The organism is Geothrix sp. PMB-07 (genome assembly GCF_030758935.1).
In the GTDB taxonomy this organism is placed as follows: domain Bacteria; phylum Acidobacteriota; class Holophagae; order Holophagales; family Holophagaceae; genus Geothrix.
Window position 1 is genome coordinate 221,013 of the sequence record NZ_CP132333.1, and the last position, 17,713, is coordinate 238,725.

Below are 17,713 nucleotides of genomic sequence, written 5' to 3' on the forward strand. Positions count from 1 at the left end.
GGTGTGAGGGCTTGGAGAGCAGCCTCCATGCCAGGTCTTAAGTCCTCTGACAGAAGTAGAAAGAAAAGGTTGAAGCGAATGGGTGTGGAACTTTGCCGCAGCCGCCTTGAGGCGACGTCGTGGATTGCCACGCTCTGCGGAAGGGCCATCGCTGCGGGATCTCGTTCGAGGTCGCCAACGCAGCCAGGGGTGCGGCTGGACGGCGCCTCTGGCGCGGCCACACCCCACTTTGAGAACGGGCCCTAGTCCTCGAGGTAGAGCCGGTACCCCACGCCCGGCTCCGTTTTCAGGTAGCGGGGTTTGGAGGGTTCTTCTTCGAGCTTGTGCCGCAGCTGGGTCATGTAGACGCGGAGGTAGAGCGGCTGGGCGCCGACGGCGCCACCCCAGACCTCCTTCAGCAACTGGCGCTGGGTGACCACCTTGCCCGCGTGGCGGATGAGGGTGGTGAAGAGGCTGTATTCGAGAGGGGTGAGGTGGACTTCCTGCCCGTCCACCAGCACCTGGCGCTTGGCGAGATCCACGCGCCAGCGGCCCAGCGTGAACACGGGTTCGGCGGTGGCCTCCGGGCCGCCGTGCCGCAGGGCCACACGGATCCGCGCCAGCAGCTCGCGGGTGCCGAAGGGCTTGGTGAGGTAGTCGTCGGCGCCTGCATCCAGCGCATCCACCTTGTCGGATTCCTGGCCCCGGGCGGAAATGACGATGACGGGCGTGGCGCACCACTCCCGCAGGCGTGCCACCACCTCCAGGCCATCCATGTCGGGCAGGCCCAGGTCCAGCAGGATGGCATCAGGGCGATGCTGGGTGGCCAGGGAGAGTCCTTCCTGCCCGCTGGCTGCCTCCAGGTAACGGTAGCCGCTGCCCTCCAGGGACACCCGCAGGAAGCGGCGCATCTGGGGCTCGTCCTCCACCAGCAAAATCAATGGGCCGGGGCTGCTCCCAGCGCTGCTCATGGCGCCTCCTCAGGCATGTCGGGCGGTGTGCCCAGGGGCAGGGTCACCAGGAATTGCGCGCCGCCCTGCGGATGGTTTACGGCCTGGATGCGACCGCCATGGGCTGTGGCGATCCCCTTGCAGATGGCCAAGCCCAGGCCCGCGCCGGGGCGGTTGGAGGCCGCCTGGCCCCGGGCGAGTTTTTCAAAAATACGGTCTTCTTCACCGGCTGGAATCCCGGGCCCCTGGTCGGAGATGGAGAGCGTCAGCGACTTCCCGGCGGCCCAGGCCTTGATGTCCACCGGCGAGCCGGAGGGCGAGTACTTCAGGGCATTGTCGAGGAGGTTCAGCAGCAGCTGCTCCATGAGCACGCCATCCATGGCCACCAGGGGCAGATCCTCCGGCAGCGAGACCCGCACGCGGTGGACTTCCGCAGCCATCTCCCGGCGGTTGAGGGCGGCGCCCACCACTTCCTCCACCGGTGTCCACTCGGTGCGCAGGTCCAGTGAGCCGGATTCCAGGCGCGTGATGTCCAGCAGGTTGCTGACCAGGCGGTGCAGGCGCTGGGCCTCCTCCTGGGCGGATTGCAGCAGCTCGCGGCGGGCCGGTTCGGACAGATCGGGGGTTTCCAGGGCCGTGCTTACGGCGCCGGTGATGACGCCCAGTGGGGTGCGCAGGTCGTGGGAGACGGAGCTCAGCAGCGCGTTGCGCAGTCGCTCCTCATCGGCCCGGCGGCGATCCACCGCGCTCCGCTCGGCCAGCAGGGCCCGCTCCAGGGCCAGGGCTGTCTGGTTGGCGAAGGCCTCCAGCAGCTGCCGTTGATCGGGCTCCGCCCAGCGCGGGGCGCCCTCGGGAAGCACACCCATCACGCCGATGGCACCTTCGGTACCCTTAAGAGGAAGGTAGGTGGCGCGGGCGCCGGGCAGGGTGAGGGTGCCCAGGCCTGCGGGCTCCGCATGGTCGAAGACCCACTGGGCCACGCCCAGCTCCTGATCGTTGAGGGGGAAGGCCAGCGGGTGGTCGGGGCGCTGCAGGCGCCCGTGCTCGTCGGGTTGCAGCACCACGCCCTGGCCTTGGAACTGCGTGGTCACATTCTGGATGGCCGATGCCACCAGGGCGGCGGAACCGGCGCTGCGCGCCAATTCCTGCCCCAGGCGGTAGAGCGCGTGGGTGCGCTGCTCGCGGCCCCGGGCGAGGCGGGCCTGGGCGCGGATGCGCTCCGTGAGGTTGCCGATGACCACGCCCATGAGCAGCATCACGGCGAAGGTGCCCACGTGCCGGAAATCGCTCACATTGAACGTGAGGTAGGGGGGGATGAAGAGGAAATCCAGGGCCGCCACGCTGAGGATCGAAGCCAGCAGGGAGGGGCCGCGGCCGAACCGCGTGGCCACGACCAGGATGCCCAGCAGGTAGACCATGACAATGTCAGCCAGCTCGGTGCGACGGAATACGAGGCCAGCCGTGCCGCTGGCCAGGACCACCACCAGGCCGCTCAGCAGGTAGTTGCGCGCGGGGCTGGTGATGTTGCGCCGCAGCAGGGGCGCCGCAGGCTCGCGGCCCGGTTCGCCGCTGATGACGTAGACATCGATGTCGCCGCTGTGCCGGATCAGGTCATCCACGGTGGAGCCCAGCAGCAGCTCCATCCAGCGTGGCCGCGAGGGTTTGCCCACGACAATCTTGGTGATGTTCCGGTCCCGGGCGAAGGTGAGGATATCCTCCTCCAACGTCCCTGCCCCTTCGATGACGGCGGTCTCCGCGCCCAGCTTTTCGGCCAGCCGCAGATTGTGTTCGATGCGCGCCCGGTCCTCCTCCGTGAAGCGCAGGTGCTGTCGGGATTCCACGTATAAGGCCATCCAGGGAGCGCCCAGGGAACTGGCCATGCGCCGGGTACCGCGAATGAGCCGCTCCGACAACTCGCCAGGGCTCACGCAGACCAGCAACCGGTCGCCGGCAGCCCAGGTCTTGTGGATGCCTTCAGACGCCATGTAACGCCGCATCTGGGCGTCAACGCTTTCGGCGGTGTGGCGCAGGGCCAGCTCGCGCAGAGCCAGTAGATTGCCCTTGCGGAAGAAGTGCTCCTGCGCGTGGCGGGCCTGTTCAGGCATGTACACCTTGCCTTCGCGCAGGCGCACCAGCAGGTCATCCGGGGGGAGGTCGACCAGCTCCACTTCGTCGGCCCGCTCCAGCACCGTGTCCGGCACGTTCTCGCGCACCAGGACGCCCGTGATCTGGGCCACCACATCCTTGAGGCTTTCCAGGTGCTGCACGTTCAGGGTGGTGTAGACATCAATGCCCGCATCGAGCAATTCGAGGACATCCTGCCAGCGCTTGGCGTGCCGGGAACCCATGACGTTGGAATGGGCCAGTTCGTCCATAAGGATCAGGGCGGGCCTGCGGCGCAACGCCGCATCCAGATCGAACTCGGGGAGGAACTGGCCGGCGTAGGCCAAGTCGATGCGCGGCAGGATCTCCAGCTCCTGGACGAGGGCTGCCGTTTCGCTCCGGCCATGGGTTTCCACCACGCCCACCAGCACGTCGCAGCCTTCCTTCCGGCGCTCCTGGGCTTCGGAAAGCATCGCGAAGGTCTTGCCGACTCCGGGGGCGGCTCCGAAGAAGACCTTCAGCTTGGCCCGCTTGGCTCGCGCTTCCTCCTCCTGCACCTGACGGAGCAAGGGTTCGGGATCGGGGCGCCGGGGTTCACGCATCGCGCCAGCCTAGCGCAGCTTGGTCTGATTTGAAGGCCCGCAAGGGAGTTGGATGAAGTCCTAACGCTTTCTTAACACCTATTCCGGCCACCCTATGAGGTTGGCTCGGGTTCGGGTTGATAATAACCACCAGGGCCATGTTCAACCTCATTGACTGGGCCATGTCCAGCCAGCTCACAGCCCAGGATTCCACAGCCCATGCCCAATTACCGATCATTCCTCCTGGGGCGGCGTCTCTCCAACGAGGAGAGCCATGAAACCCGCATCAGCAACCCCATCGCCCTGGCGGTCTTCAGCTCGGATGCGCTGTCCTCTGTGGCCTATGGCACCCAGGAAATCATGGCGCCCCTCACGGCGGCCATCGCCATCTTCGGCGCGGGCGTGCTGGGCTGGTCCTGGTGGGTGGCGCTGGGCATTGTGGCCCTGCTGCTGGTGCTCAATGTGAGCTACCGGCAGACCATCCACGCCTACCCCAGCGGGGGTGGCGCCTACCTGGTGGCCAAGGACAATCTGGGTGAGGTCGCTGCGCAAACGGCGGGCGCTTCGTTGCTCATCGATTACATCCTCACCGTGGCCGTGTCCATTTCGGCGGGCGTATCGGCCATTGTGTCCGCCTTCCCTGGCTTGGAAGCCCACCGCGTCTTCCTGGCCGAGGGGATCATCGCCTTCATCGCCCTCATGAACCTGCGCGGCGTGAAGGAAAGCGGCCTCGTCTTCTCCCTGCCGACCTATGGCTTCGTCATCTGCATCGTGGGCCTGTTGCTGAAGGGCTTCTGGAATGTGGCCACGGGTCATGAAGTGGTGGTCGCCCACCAGGCCGCGGTCCACATGGAGGGCACCTCGAAGCTGGCGGCCCTGTGGCTGCTGGCCCGGGCCTACAGCGCTGGGTGTACGGCGCTCACCGGGGTGGAGGCCATCAGCAACGGTGTCACGGCCTTCAAGGAACCTGTCTCGCGAAATGCCTCCAAGACCATGACCTGGATGGTGGTGATCCTGGGCTCCATGTTCTTGGGCATCACGTACCTCACCAACCACTACGGGTTGACCTACCATCCCGATGCGCCCGAGACGCTGCTCTCCCAGCTGACCCGGATCATCCTGGGCGGCGCCGAGCATGGTTTCCCCAAGCTGGTCTACCTGACGACCACGGGCTTCACCATGGCCATCCTGGCCCTGGCGGCGAACACCGCCTACGCGGATTTCCCCCGATTGGCAGCGCTGCACGCCCGGGATGGCTTCCTGCCCCGGCAGTTCACCAGCCAGGGTGATCGGCTGGTCTTCTCCAACGGCATCTTCATCCTGTCCCTGGCGGCGGGTTTTCTGGTGCTGCTCTTCGGAGCCAAGGAAGACCATCTGCTGCCGCTCTACGCGGTGGGCGTGTTCCTGGGCTTCACCATCAGCCAGACCGGCATGGTGCGGCGGTGGTTCAGGCTCAAGGGCCGGGGCTGGCAGCTGAAGGCGCTGATCAATGGTCTGGGCGCGGTGACCACCCTCATCGTCATGCTGGTGATCGCCGTGACGCGCTTCGCCCACGGGGCCTGGATCGTCATCGTGCTGGTGCCCATCATGGTGATGACCTTCTTCAACATCCACCGCCATTACATCCGCATCAAATCCATTCTGGCCGCCAGCCGGGTGGATTTCATCGGCCCCCGCCGCAACCGCGTGGTGGTGCTGGTTTCGGGCATTCATGCGGGTGTGGTGCAGGCCCTCAACTACGCGAAGGTCATCGCCGACCACGGCGAGGTGGAGGCCCTCACGGTGGACTTCCCCGATGAGCATGGCCGCGACAGCGCCGCGCTGGAGAAACTGCGGAGCGATTGGCCGCGCTACTGCGAAGGCATTCCCCTTCGCTCCATCCGCAGCCCTTACCGGAAGATCGTCGAACCCATCGTGGACGAGCTGGAGCGCATGCGCCGCGTGGAGCCGGAGTACACCATCACGGTGATCCTGCCCGAATTCATCACCGGCCACTGGTGGGCGAACCTGCTGCACAATCAGACCGCCTGGCGCATCAAGGGCACTCTGCTGCTCATGCCCAAGATCATCGTCATCTCCATTCCGTACCATGTGGAGCCGACGGTCGAGTAGCCCGCCCGACCGGCTGGAGGAATCCGGACTCACGGGAATCACTCCTTCGCGGCCAAGAGCAGGGTTGTTTGTTTCTTTACCTTGTCGCCGTAGTCATAGATGAAATCCTCCGAGGTGCGGGAGGCCACCACCAAGCGCTGGCCCAGGACCTTGAACGTGGTCGTGACGAGGTTCCGGCCGTGGATGCGGCCATAGAGTCGGCTGTGCTTTCCGGTGTAATCGAGCAGGGCGTCCATGGCCAAGGGCGCGCCGTCTTCGCCAATCCAGATTTTCAGGCTGGCCTCAGCCTGCGAGATCCGGCCTTGGAACTGAGGGAGAATCACCGGCTTGCAGACGTAGGTCAGCACGCGGAGGGACTGCCCCTGGCGGGTTTCGCGGCCTTCGGCCTTGAAGTGTGCTCCTTCGACCAGACTGGATAGCGCGCGGGCTTGATCGAGAAGTTGGCCCAGTACGTGGGTGTCGAGATCCTTCATGGCCTCGCCCGACGGCGTCGAACCACGGGATCCAGAGAGGGGGGGTGCTGCGAAAGCAGGCTTCCAATCCACATGCAGACCGGATTCATCTTCACGCACCCGCAATCGCAGCGAATCCTCCCGAACGGCAGATTTCAGGAAGGCGGTTTGTTCCTGCCGGACCGAATAGGCCAGGTCCACGTCGATGGGTGTGCCCCCTTGGAGGCGTTGCAGGCTGGCACGAAGATCTGTCGGCCCATCGGCCCAGACCAGGGTGGACAGCAGAAGAGGGGTGAGGCGTTTTGGTGAGAAGCGCATACGTCAGCATTGGCGAACGGGCGTTAAGGCCGTGTTGGGATGGGGCCTGTCCACGTTAAAAACGCGTGAAGGTCCTCCGCAGAAGTGGGCGGGCGGCGGGACTCGCAATGATTTCTTAACGGGAAGGGGCTTGGTATTAGCGCCGTCCTAACGCACGCCTTGGCGATTCTGTCTGGCTGGCGAATGCTCGCCGGATTCTTGGAGCTCTGATGAAACACCCCCTCCTGCTTCTCCTGCTCGTCGGGCTGCCAGGCCTGGCGCAAACTCCCACAGGGCCTACGGCTACAGCCGCTGCCACCGCACCCCAGGCCGCGCCCGTGAAGGCCGCGGAGCCCTTTGCCTTCGCCGATTTCACCTGGCTCAATGGCAACCCGCGCACCAAGGATTCGGTCCTCGACACCAAGGCATTCACGGGTGAATTCCGTGCCGATGTGAACATGGTGTACGACTTCAATCACCCGCAGGACCACACACTGGTTGGCTCCAGCGAATTGGGCCGCACCAATGAAGTGACCGTTCAGCAGCTGGGCATCGGGGGCGACTTCCACTGGGACAACGTGCGCGGCCGCCTCATGACCCAGTTTGGAATGCTGTCCACCATGACGCCGCGCAACGATGCGAGCCCCTCGCGGGGCCAGTGGCAGACGGACAACGCCTACCGCTACATCTCCGAGGCCTACGGCGGCTACCACTGGGATGTCATGAACGGCGTCAATCTCGACGCCGGCATCTTCATGTCCTACATCGGCCTGGCCAGCTTCTACAATTTCGACAACTGGGCCTACCAGCCCTCCTACGTGTCGTCGAACACGCCTTGGTTCTTCAACGGCCTGCGCCTGCAGGTGTTCCCCAGCGACAAGCTGAAGGTGGAACTGTGGCTCACCAATGGCTGGCAGTCCTACGCCATGTTCAACAACACGCCAGGCGTGGGTGCGTCCTTCAATTGGCGGCCCAACGGCAACATCAATGTCATCTCGAACAACTACATCCTAGGGGCTGATGCGCTGGGCAATCAGAAGCGCACCCGCCGCCACACGGATGACAGCATCCAGGTGAAGTACTACGATCACCCCGGTGCCTTCATCTCCAAGGCGGCCTTCACCTTCACCTTCGACCTGGGGGATGAGCAGGGCGGCGGGGTAAGCCGGAGTGGTAACGACCCCGCCAGCCCCAAGCAGAATTTCACCGGCTGGATGGCCTATCACCGCGTGTGGTTCGCGGAGGAACGGCACGCCATCACCATCGGTGGCGGCGAGATCACCAATCCTGGCCGGTACCTGGTGCTCATGCCTCCCATCAATGGCGCCACCGCGGCTTCAGGAACACCCTATTTCACCGAGAACCCCGGCGACAAGTGGCATTCCTGGGACTACTCCATCACCTACGATTACATGCCCAGCCAGTTCCTCACCATGCGCAGCGAGTTCAATCGCCGCGGGGCCAACGTGCCTTACTTTGCGGGCCCTGGAGGCGTGACACCTCCGGGTGGCAACCAGGGTGCGCCCGGCTCCGTGGTGGCCGGCTGGGCGCCGGACCTGCGTAAGACGGAAAGCCGCCTTACCCTGGCCATGTTGGTGAAGTTTTAGGGCCCTCCGGGGCCCCTCGCCTGGATCAGTTCTTCTGTCACAAACCGAGGCCCCTGGAATCAGGGGCCTCGGTTTGTGCGGTTCCAATTGTGGATGGACGAAGTCCTGGCTATCGGGGGAGCGCCTCCAGAGCCAGGTTGAGCTTCAGCACGTTCACGCGGGCATCGCCCAGAACGCCCAGCTGGGCGCCTTCGGTGTTCGCCGCCACGACATCGCGAACCTTGGCTTCATCCAGGCCGCGGGCCTTGGCCACGCGATGCACCTGGTAGGCGGCGGCGGCGGGGCTGATGTGAGGGTCCAGACCGCTGGCCGAGGCGGTTACCAGGTCGACCGGAACGGGGCCGGTGGCCTCGGGATCGGCGGCGCGCAGGGCGGCGATGCGTTCATCCACGGCCTTCTTCAGATCGGGATTGCTGGGGGCCAGGTTCGAGCCACCGCTGTTGGCGCCGTTGAAGGGCAGGGGCTTGCCGTTGGCATCCACCGTGGCCGAGGGGCGACCCCAGAAGTCTTTGGGTGAGGTGAAGGATTGGCCGATGAGCTCGGAACCGATCACCTTGCCGTCGGCCCGGATCAGGCTGCCCGCCGCCTTATGCGGGAACAGCACCCTGGAGAAGCCCGTGATGACGAATGGGTAGGCGAGGCCCGTGATGACGCTGAGGGCGATGAAGGACACGAGGGCAGGACGGAGTTGCAGGTTCATGGGATTTCCTTAGGCGGCGAGATGCAGGGCGACGAGCAGCCAGTCGATGAGCTTGATGCCAATGAAGGGCACCACCAAGCCGCCCGCGCCGTAGAGCAGCAGGTTGCGTTGGAGCAATTGGGCGGCCCCGACGGCCCTGTATTTGACGCCGCGCAGGGCCAACGGGATGAGCACCACGATGATCAGCGCGTTGAAGATCACAGCCGACAGGATGGCGCTTTCGGGGCTGTGCAGGCCCATGATGTTGAGTGCCCCCAGGGCGGGGTAGGTGGCCACGAAGGCGGCGGGCAGGATGGCGAAGTATTTGGCCACGTCGTTGGCGATGCTGAAGGTGGTCAGCGAACCGCGGGTCATGAGCATCTGCTTGCCGATCTCCACGATCTCGATGAGCTTGGTGGGATTGGAATCCAGATCCACCATGTTCCCGGCCTCCTTGGCCGCCTGGGTGCCGCTGTTCATGGCCACGGCCACATCGGCCTGGGCCAGGGCGGGCGCGTCATTGGTGCCATCGCCGGTCATGGCCACGAGACGGCCGCCGGCCTGGTACTCGCGGATGAGCTTGAGCTTCGCCTCGGGCGTGGCCTGGGCGAGGAAATCATCCACGCCCGCTTCGGCGGCGATGGCAGCGGCGGTGAGCGGGTTGTCGCCGGTGATCATCACGGTCTTGATGCCCATGCCGCGCAGCTCGGCGAAGCGTTCCTTGATGCCGCCCTTCACGATGTCTTTGAGTTGAATGACGCCCAGTGCCTGGGAACCCTCGGCCACCACCAGCGGCGTGCCCCCGGCCATGGCGATCTGATCCACGGTGCGGCGCAGGTCATCGGGGAACTTCCCGCCCCTGGATTGAACGTAATCCTCGATGGCAGAGGCCGCGCCCTTGCGGATCTGACGGTCTCCCAGATTCACGCCGCTCATGCGGGTCTGGGCGGTAAACGGCACGAAGTGGGCATCCAGGGCATGCAGATCCCGCTCACGGAGCCCGTACTGTTCCTTGGCCAGAACCACGATGCTGCGGCCTTCGGGGGTCTCGTCGGAGAGGGAGGAGAGCTGGGCGGCGTCGGCGAGCAGCTGGAGGTCGATGCCCTCGGCCGGTACGAAGGCCACGGCCTGGCGGTTGCCCAGGGTGATGGTGCCGGTCTTGTCCAGCAGCAGCACATCCACATCGCCTGCGGCTTCCACGGCGCGGCCCGAGGTGGCGATGACGTTGGCCTGGATCATGCGATCCATGCCCGCGATGCCGATGGCACTCAGCAGCCCGCCGATGGTGGTGGGGATGAGGCAGACCAGCAGCGAGACGAGCACCGTGAGGCTGACGGGAAGTCCCTGGCCCGCGGCCTTGGTGGCAAAGATGGAGAAGGGCAGCAGGGTGGCCGTGGCCAGGAGGAAGACGATGGTGAGCCCCGCCAGGAGGATGTCCAGGGCGATCTCGTTGGGCGTCTTCTGGCGCTTGGCACCCTCCACCATGGCGATCATGCGATCCAGGAAACTCTCCCCGGGGTTGGATGAAATGCGGATGACCAGCCAGTCGGACAGCACCAGGGTGCCACCCGTGACGGCGGAGCGATCGCCACCACTCTCGCGGATGACGGGCGCGCTTTCGCCGGTGATGGCGCTTTCGTTGACGGAGGCCACGCCTTCCACCACCTCGCCATCACCGGGAATGGTTTCGCCTGCCTCGACCAGCACGAGGTCGTTGATGCGCAGATCCGGGGCATCCACCACCTGATGGGCCCCCAGACGGTCGGTGCCGACGAGCCGCTTGGCTTTCACATCCCGCTTGGATTTTCGCAGCGAATCCGCCTGAGCCTTGCCTCTGCCTTCGGCCATGGCCTCGGCGAAATTGGCGAAGAGCAGGGTGAACCACAGCCAGAGCGAGATGGCCAGGATGAAGGTGGGTCGGCCTTCCCCGTGACCACCCCCACTATTGATCTGGGCCTGGATCCACAGGCCCGTGGTGAAGGCGCTGCAGATCCACACGGTGAACATCACGGGGTTGCGAAGCTGGTGCAGCGGGCTCAGCTTCCGGAAGGAATCGAGCACCGCGCGGCGCACGATATTGGGTTCGAAAAGGGGGCGGGCTTGGGCATCCTGCCTGGAATGGGAAACCATGAATGGCCTCGCTGAAGGAGCGTGTGAGCTAGCGGGTGAGGGATATTCCGAGGAGAAGCAGCAGGACTGGTACAGCCATGACCACGAGCAGGCGGGCCCAGGGATGGCGAAGGTTGGGATGACCCTCCGCGGGCTGGAGGTCTGTTTCAGGGCAAGACAGCGAAGCGGGCATGGTCCACCTCAGCGCAGGGCCAATTGTTCGGCGATGGGTCCCAGGGCAAGGGCGGGCAGATAGGTGAGGGCGCCCACCAGCAGGACCACGCCCACCAGAACCGCCACGAAGAGCGGGGTGTGCGTGGGCAGGGTGCCCAGGCCTTCAGGTGTGTGCTTCTTGCGGCCCAGGGAACCCGCGATGGCCAGCACGGGGAAGATGACGCCGAAGCGGCCCACCAGCATGGCCAGGGCCAGGCCGTAGTTGTAGAAGGGGATGTTCACATTGAGGCCGCCGAAGGCGCTGCCGTTGTTCTGGGCGCAGCTGCTGAAGGCGTACAGGATCTGGGTGAAGCCGTGGGGGCCCGGATTAGAGACCGAGGCCGAGGCCGTGGCGGAGAGCACGGCGGCCGCGGTGCCGATGAGGATGGCCGCCGAGGGCAGCAGGATGGCGATGGAGGCCATCTTCATCTCGAAGGCCTCGATCTTCTTGCCCAGGTACTCCGGCGTGCGCCCCACCATGAGGCCGCCGATGAAGACGCCGACGAGGGCAAAGAGCAGCATGCCGTAGAGCCCTGAGCCCACACCGCCGAATACCACTTCGCCCAGCTGGATGAGCCACAAGGGTACGAGCCCACCCAGAGGGGTGAAGGAGTCGTGCATGCCGTTGACGGCACCGCAGGAAGCCGAAGTGGTGATGGTGGCGAAGAGGCTGGTGGCACCAGTGCCGAAGCGGACTTCCTTGCCTTCCATGTTGCCGCCGCCCTGTTGCAGGGTGGCGACCTGATCCACGGGAAGGCTTTTCAGGCCGGCATTGCCTTTGGCCTCGGCCCATGTGGTGACGGATAGGGCCATCACGAAGATCACTGTCATGGCGGCCAGCACGGCCCAGCCCTGACGGCGATCTTTCACCATCTTGCCGAAGGTGAGGCAGAGGGCCGCAGGAATGGCAAAGATGGCCAGCATGTGAATGAGGTTGCTGAGGGCCGTGGGGTTTTCAAAGGGATGGGCCGAGTTCGCGTTGAAGAAGCCGCCGCCATTGGTGCCCAGCATCTTGATGGCCACCTGGGAGGCCACGGGGCCCATGGCGATGAGTTGTCCGGAGGCGGTGTGGACATAGGCCGACAGGTTCTGGATCGCGCCCTGCGATACCAGCAGCAGGGCAATGACGGCGCTGAGAGGCAGCAGCACGTACAGGGTGCTGCGGATCAGGTCGGCCCAGGCATTGCCGATGCCGTTGGCCGTGCGCCGGACCAGCCCCCGGATGAGGGCCACCAGCACAGCGATGCCCGTGGCGGCGGACAGGAAGTTCTGCACCGTGAGGCCCAGCATCTGGGTCAGGTAGCTCATGGTGCTTTCACCGCCGTAGGCCTGCCAGTTGGTGTTGGTGATGAAGCTGACCGCGGTGTTGATGGACAAATCCGTGGGCAGTTTGCCCATGGCTTCCGGATTCAGGGGCAGGACGCCCTGAGCCTTTTGCAGGGCGAAGACCGCCGCAAAGCCCAGCAGGTTGAAGAAGGCGATGGCCCAGGCATAGGTTTTCCACCCCATGTCCTCTTGGCCCGTGATGCCCATAAGGCGATACAACACCCTTTCTACGGGGCCGAACACCGGGTGGAGGAAGGTGCGCTCCCCCTCCATGACCTTCGCGATGAAGGGCCCAAGCGGGAGGGCGATGCCCAGCAGCAGGGCGAGGAAGAGGAGGTTCTGGATCCAGGCATGGCTCATTGGAACTTCTCCGGCTTGAGCAAGGCAAAGGTGAGGTAGCCAAGCAGGCCCAGGGCCAGCAGGGTTGCGATCAGTAGGGTCGAACTCATGAGAGGCTCCGGGAAAGCGAAAGCAGGTAAGCCAGGATCCAAGCCACCAGGGGGCTCCAGCACAGGACCAGCATGGTGAACGAATCACCCCTGCTGCCACGACTGGAGCGGATGTGCAGGGCGGTCCGGGTGCCGAACCAGCCCACGGCCAGGGCCGGAGGGAGGAAGAGGAACCATCTCAGCGGCATGGCCACTCCAAAAAGCCGGCTGAACGAACCGGCTTCAAAGAATGGCCATGATGTCCGTTAAGGCGGCGTTAGGAGATGCCCCGGCGACGTTAAACCTTCGTTGTCGGGGGCAGGCGGCCCAGGGATGGCAGCCTGGCTCCGGGGCATCGAGTGGGAGGCCCTGCGACATCTCGTCGCATTCCCTGATTCCCGGCGATGCCTATGATCAACCGCACGGCACCGAGTGCACGCAGGGGATCGGGGGAATCGTGGCACACACCATTGCAGAGAAAGGATGGAATCCCATGCATCCGGGGGTCAGCTGGGAAGATCAGGTGCTGGACCTGGAGGCAGCGGCCTGGTTGGCCGGACCGGGCCCCTCCGGCGATTCCTGCACCAACCGCCACTTCCTGGCCGTTTTCGCGGTCTACCTGGTGAAACAGTTTCGTGAAGAGGAAGCCCTGCTGCGCCGAGCGAATCGGTCGGCCTGGATCTGCCGACGCCGCGCCAACCAGCGTCTGGCCCAGTGGCTGCGCGCCCTGATGGTGGAGGTGGACCTGGGGCTGGATGCGACCGCGGGCATTCGCGCCTTCCTGGATGCCTGGCAGGCACACCGGCCGCCGACCGGCCCGGTTGGAGCCGAGGAGGGATGCGGCTGGCACTGAGGACGGACGGCTGCGACATTTTGTCGCAGGGGCCTAGGGCATAGAAAACGTTAAGGTCAACTGGTTCTCTGGAGCTGGAACCATGATCCTGTCGCGCCTCTGCATCCGCCTGTCCCTGGTCTGCGCCCTGCCCGTGGCGGCGGCCGAAGCGGATGATCCGGCCAAGAAGCCCGCCCCTAAGCCGGAACCCGCCGCCGTGGTGGAAGTGACCGCGCCGCTGCCCACGGAGCCCCTGGTGACGGTGCTCGATGCGAAGGCGCCCCGCCAGCCCGTTCCTGCCCACGACGGCGCCGAGTACCTGAAGACCATTCCCGGCTTCTCGGTGATCCGCAAGGGCGGCACCGATGGCGACCCTGTACTGCGGGGCATGGCGGGCTCCAGGCTCATCATGCTTCTGGACGGGGAGCAGATCCTGGGTGGGTGCGGTATGCGCATGGATCCCCCCACCGCCTACATTTTCCCCGAGTCCTATGACCGCATCACCGTGGTGAAGGGCCCCCAGACCGTGCTCTACGGCCCTGGCAACTCCGCGGGTACCGTGCGCTTTGAACGTTCCAACGCGCGCTTCCAGCAGCCTGGCTTCGAAGGCTTCGCCAGCCTCATGGGTGGCAGCTTCGGCCGGCACGACGAGGTGTTCGATGCCCGGGTCGGCACCTCCGATGTCTATGTGCGCGGCATCGGTACGCGCTCCCACTCGGACGACTACGAAGACGGCAAGGGCACGTCCATCCACTCGAAGTACACGCGGTGGAGCGCCAACGCCGCCTTCGGCTGGACCCCCAACGACAACACCCTCCTCGAGGTCACGGGCGCCCGCAGCAACGGCGAGGCCGCATATGCGGATCGCACCATGGATGGCGCCAAGTTTCTGCGCGAGAACCTGGGCCTCAAGGGCCAATTCCGCCACCTCTCCACCCTGGTGGAGAAGGTTGAATTCCAGGCCTACCGCAACTACGCCGACCACATCATGGACAACTACTCGGTTAGGACCTTCACCCCGACCATGATGTCCTCGCAACCCTCTGCCATGAACCCCGACCGCACCACCAAGGGCGGGCGCCTGGCGGCGGACCTGCGGGTGGCCTCCACAACCCTCCTGGAATTGGGTTTCGATGCCCAGACCAACGAGCACACCGGCCGCATGAGCATGATGCAGTGGTCCATGCCCGAGGAGGCCAAGCCCAGGGTTCCGGATGCCCGCTTCCGCAACATGGGCCTCTTCGCCGAGGTGAATCACGCCTTCACCACCCAAGATCGCCTCGTCGGCGGCCTGCGCGCCGACCGCTGGCACGCGGAGGATCCCCGCGCCACCGTGGCGCTCACGATGATGTCCACGGTGCCCAATCCCACGGCCGACCAGCAACGAGACGAAACCCTCACCAGCGGCTTCCTGCGGTACGAGCGCGAGGCGGGAATCGGGAGTACCTGGTATGCAGGGGTGGGCCACGCCGAGCGCTTCCCTGACTACTGGGAGGCCATCACGAAGGAGAGTCGAACGGGGGTCAGCGCCTTCAACACCCGGCCCGAGCGCACCACGCAGCTGGACATCGGATGGATCCAGCAGACTGGCACCGTCCAGGCCTCTGTCTCCGCCTTCTATGGCAAGGTGGGCGACTTCATCCTCATCGAATCCAATGTGGCGAAGCCCGCGGGCATGATGGGCACGCGGCTCACCACCGTCACGCGCAACGTGGACGCCACCACCTGGGGCGGCGAGGTCGGCGCCACCACGAAGCTGGCCGGCTTCCTGAAGGTGGACGCCACCTTGGCCTACACCCACGGCCAGAACGACACCGATGCCAAGCCCCTGGCCCAGATCGCGCCCCTGGAGGCCCGTCTGGGGCTGGGATATGAAGTAGACGCCTGGTCCGTCGGCCTGCTGCTCCGCGGGGTGGCGCGCCAGGATCGCTTCGCCCTCAACCAGGGCAACATCGTGGGTCAGGATCTGGGCGCCACGGGGGGCTTCGGCATCGTCTCCTTCCACGGCGGCTGGAAGCCCGCCCATGGCTGGCTGGTCAGCGCCGGGGTGGACAACCTGTTCAACCGCCTCTACGCCGAACACATCAGCCGGGGCACCAGCGTCCTGCCAGGCTACGTGGTGCAGTCCCTGCGGGTGAACGAGCCAGGCCGCATGGCCTGGCTGAAGGCCTCATTCACCTTTGGCCGCTGAACCTCGGGTGGAGGGGTTCCATGGATAATGGCACGACCATGACCCCTCGCGGCTTCGGCCTCTCCCTCACTTGGCTTGTGCGTCTGCGCTGGATCACGGCGCTGGGGCAGGGCTTGGCCATCCTCGTGGCCAAGCGGTTGCTCCCGGACGAACTGACCGCCTGGCCGCTGCTCTGCCTGGTGGCCTTCGGCGCTCTCAGCAACCTGGCGCTCATGGCCCGGCTGCGCCAACCCGAGCCGGTGCAGCCTGCTCTGCCAGGCCTGATCCTGGGCCTGGACGTGCTTCTGCTGACGGGCCTGCTCTACGGCAGCGGTGGCGCGGCGAATCCCTTCACGGCCATCTACCTGGTGCACATCACCCTCGCCGCCGTGGTCATGCGCGGTCTCTGGGCCTGGTCCCTGGGGGCGCTGTCCCTGGCGGGCTTCGGCATCCTCTTCGTGTGGAACGTGCACATCCACTCGCTGAGCCACATGGATCACGGTGGTGGCGATGGCATCTCGCTCCATCTGGTGGGTATGTGGGTGGCCTTCGCCATAAGCGCCGCCCTCATTGCGGCCTTCGTGGGCCTGATCACCGAGGCGCTGCGCCAACGGGACGAGGAGTTGGCGGCCCTGCGCGACCTCACGGCGCGCCAGGCGCGGCTCGCGGCCCTCACCACTCTGGCCGCGGGAGTCGCTCACGAGCTGGGCACGCCGCTGGGTACCATCGCCATCGCCGCCAAGGAACTGCTTCGCAGCACGGAGGCCATGGGCCTACAGGGCTCCAGCCTGGCCCTGGACGCAGCCCTGATCCGCGAGGAGGTGGGCCGGTGCCGCCGCATCCTCGATCAGATGGCGGGTCCCACGGGTACCACCCAAGGCGAGCCCTTCCAATCCCTCGATTGGGCGGACCTGGAGGCCGACCTGCTGGAGGGACTGGGCGCGGAGGACCGGGATCGCTTGACCTTTCACTGGCCTTCCAGTCCCGGCGGGACGCTGCCACGGAAGGGGCTGGCCCGCACCTTGAGGGCCCTGGTGTCGAATGCGCTCGAGGCCACGGCCCGACCCGGCAAGGTCCAGGTGTCGGCCCGGCTTGAAGGCGGATCCTGGACCCTGGGCGTGGCCGACGAGGGCATCGGCATGACGCCGGAGGTGCTGGCCCGGGTGGGTGAGCCCTTTTTCAGCACCAAGCCCACTGGTTCTGGCATGGGTCTGGGCCTCTTCCTGGCGCGCACCTTCGCCGAGCAGCTGGGCGGGGAGCTCTGCGTGGACTCCCAGCCTGGGCGTGGCACCCGGGTGCAGCTGACCTGGCCGCAGGTGGCTCATGGCTGAGGCGCTGCCCTCCCTCCTGCTGGTGGACGACGACGCCACCTACCGCGAGCGGCTCGCCAAGGCCATCGCCGCGCGAGGCTTCGAGGTGCGGACCGCCGAGGATGCCGAAGCCGCCGTGGCCCTGGCCGATGCCGACAGCCCTGAATACGCGGTGCTGGATCTCCGCATGCCCGGCGAGTCGGGCCTCGACCTGCTGCGCCGCCTCATGGCCATCGACCCCACCACCAAGGTGCTCATGCTCACGGGCTATGGCAGCATCGCCACGGCTCTGGAGGCGGTGCGCCTGGGCGCCGTGAACTACCTGACCAAGCCCGCCGATGTCGATGACATCCTCGCTGCCTTTTCGCCGGAGCGGCCCGTATCCGAGACCAGCCCGGATTTGGAGACGCCCTCCCTGGCCCGGGTGGAGTGGGAGCACATCCAACGGGTGCTTCAGGACTGCGACGGCAACCTGTCGGAGGCGGCGCGCCGCCTGGGCATGCACCGCCGCAGCCTGCAGCGGAAGGCGGCCCGAAGGCGGCCCTCCCGTTAGGTCTTCCAGGGG

At 65.8% G+C, this 17,713-nt stretch carries 14 protein-coding genes; 6 read left to right on the forward strand and 8 right to left on the reverse strand.

Going from position 1 to position 17,713, the window contains the following annotated elements:
• Positions 1-242 precede the first annotated feature (242 nt).
• Together Q9293_RS00970 and Q9293_RS00975 are read right to left on the reverse strand one after the other, a co-directional pair.
• Positions 243-950: a response regulator gene (locus Q9293_RS00970; protein ID WP_306249298.1), complete on the reverse strand. Its 708-nt coding sequence runs from the start codon at positions 948-950 to the stop codon at positions 243-245.
• A complete protein-coding gene (locus tag Q9293_RS00975) occupies positions 947-3,634 on the reverse strand; it encodes a sensor histidine kinase KdpD (RefSeq protein WP_306249299.1) in 2,688 nt (895 codons plus the stop codon). Before Q9293_RS00975 ends, Q9293_RS00970 begins: the two co-directional genes overlap by 4 nt.
• Positions 3,635-3,832: 198 nt before the next feature.
• Between Q9293_RS00975 and Q9293_RS00980 the strand changes: the two genes are divergently transcribed.
• The gene (locus Q9293_RS00980; protein ID WP_306249300.1) at positions 3,833-5,725 is read left to right on the forward strand and encodes an APC family permease; all 1,893 of its coding nucleotides are present in this window, start codon (positions 3,833-3,835) and stop codon (positions 5,723-5,725) included.
• A gap of 38 nt (positions 5,726-5,763) precedes the next feature.
• On the opposite strand, the gene Q9293_RS00985 is transcribed toward Q9293_RS00980, so the two are convergent.
• The gene (locus Q9293_RS00985) at positions 5,764-6,495 is read right to left on the reverse strand and encodes a hypothetical protein (protein WP_306249301.1); all 732 of its coding nucleotides are present in this window, start codon (positions 6,493-6,495) and stop codon (positions 5,764-5,766) included.
• A 209-nt stretch (positions 6,496-6,704) separates the two neighbouring features.
• On the opposite strand from Q9293_RS00985, the gene Q9293_RS00990 reads away from it, so the two are divergent.
• Positions 6,705-8,081: an outer membrane beta-barrel protein gene (locus tag Q9293_RS00990; protein ID WP_306249302.1), complete on the forward strand. Its 1,377-nt coding sequence runs from the start codon at positions 6,705-6,707 to the stop codon at positions 8,079-8,081.
• Positions 8,082-8,190: 109 nt separating this feature from the next.
• Here the strand turns inward: Q9293_RS00990 and kdpC are convergent, their stop codons facing one another.
• The 5 genes from kdpC to Q9293_RS01015 form a co-directional block, all read right to left on the reverse strand.
• Positions 8,191-8,781, reverse strand: coding sequence for a potassium-transporting ATPase subunit KdpC (gene kdpC, locus Q9293_RS00995; RefSeq protein WP_306249303.1), 591 nt, complete (start codon positions 8,779-8,781; stop codon positions 8,191-8,193).
• A 9-nt stretch (positions 8,782-8,790) separates the two neighbouring features.
• Positions 8,791-10,890 carry a potassium-transporting ATPase subunit KdpB gene (gene kdpB / locus Q9293_RS01000; protein WP_306249304.1) on the reverse strand — a complete coding sequence of 700 codons (2,100 nt, stop codon included), beginning with the start codon at positions 10,888-10,890 and terminating at the stop codon, positions 8,791-8,793.
• A 180-nt stretch (positions 10,891-11,070) separates the two neighbouring features.
• On the reverse strand, positions 11,071-12,768 hold the full coding sequence (gene kdpA, locus Q9293_RS01005) for a potassium-transporting ATPase subunit KdpA (protein ID WP_306249305.1): 1,698 nt from the start codon (positions 12,766-12,768) through the stop codon (positions 11,071-11,073).
• Positions 12,765-12,857 carry a K(+)-transporting ATPase subunit F gene (gene kdpF, locus Q9293_RS01010; protein ID WP_306249306.1) on the reverse strand — a complete coding sequence of 31 codons (93 nt, stop codon included), beginning with the start codon at positions 12,855-12,857 and terminating at the stop codon, positions 12,765-12,767. Before kdpF ends, kdpA begins: the two co-directional genes overlap by 4 nt.
• Complete coding sequence (locus Q9293_RS01015; protein WP_306249307.1) at positions 12,854-13,045, reverse strand: hypothetical protein; 192 nt, start codon at positions 13,043-13,045, stop codon at positions 12,854-12,856. Before Q9293_RS01015 ends, kdpF begins: the two co-directional genes overlap by 4 nt.
• A gap of 284 nt (positions 13,046-13,329) precedes the next feature.
• On the opposite strand from Q9293_RS01015, the gene Q9293_RS01020 reads away from it, so the two are divergent.
• From Q9293_RS01020 to Q9293_RS01035, 4 genes are all read left to right on the forward strand, one after another.
• Entirely contained in the window at positions 13,330-13,689 is a 360-nt protein-coding gene (locus Q9293_RS01020) for a hypothetical protein (RefSeq protein WP_306249308.1), read from the forward strand.
• Between the two features lie 82 nt (positions 13,690-13,771).
• A complete protein-coding gene (locus Q9293_RS01025; protein WP_306249309.1) occupies positions 13,772-15,859 on the forward strand; it encodes a TonB-dependent copper receptor in 2,088 nt (695 codons plus the stop codon).
• A 20-nt stretch (positions 15,860-15,879) separates the two neighbouring features.
• Complete coding sequence (locus Q9293_RS01030) at positions 15,880-17,169, forward strand: ATP-binding protein (RefSeq protein ID WP_306249310.1); 1,290 nt, start codon at positions 15,880-15,882, stop codon at positions 17,167-17,169.
• Positions 17,162-17,701 (forward strand): response regulator transcription factor, encoded by a 540-nt coding sequence (locus Q9293_RS01035; RefSeq protein ID WP_306249311.1) that lies wholly within the window; start codon positions 17,162-17,164, stop codon positions 17,699-17,701. The genes Q9293_RS01030 and Q9293_RS01035 overlap by 8 nt, the downstream gene beginning before the upstream one ends.
• The last annotated feature ends 12 nt before the right edge of the window (positions 17,702-17,713 follow it).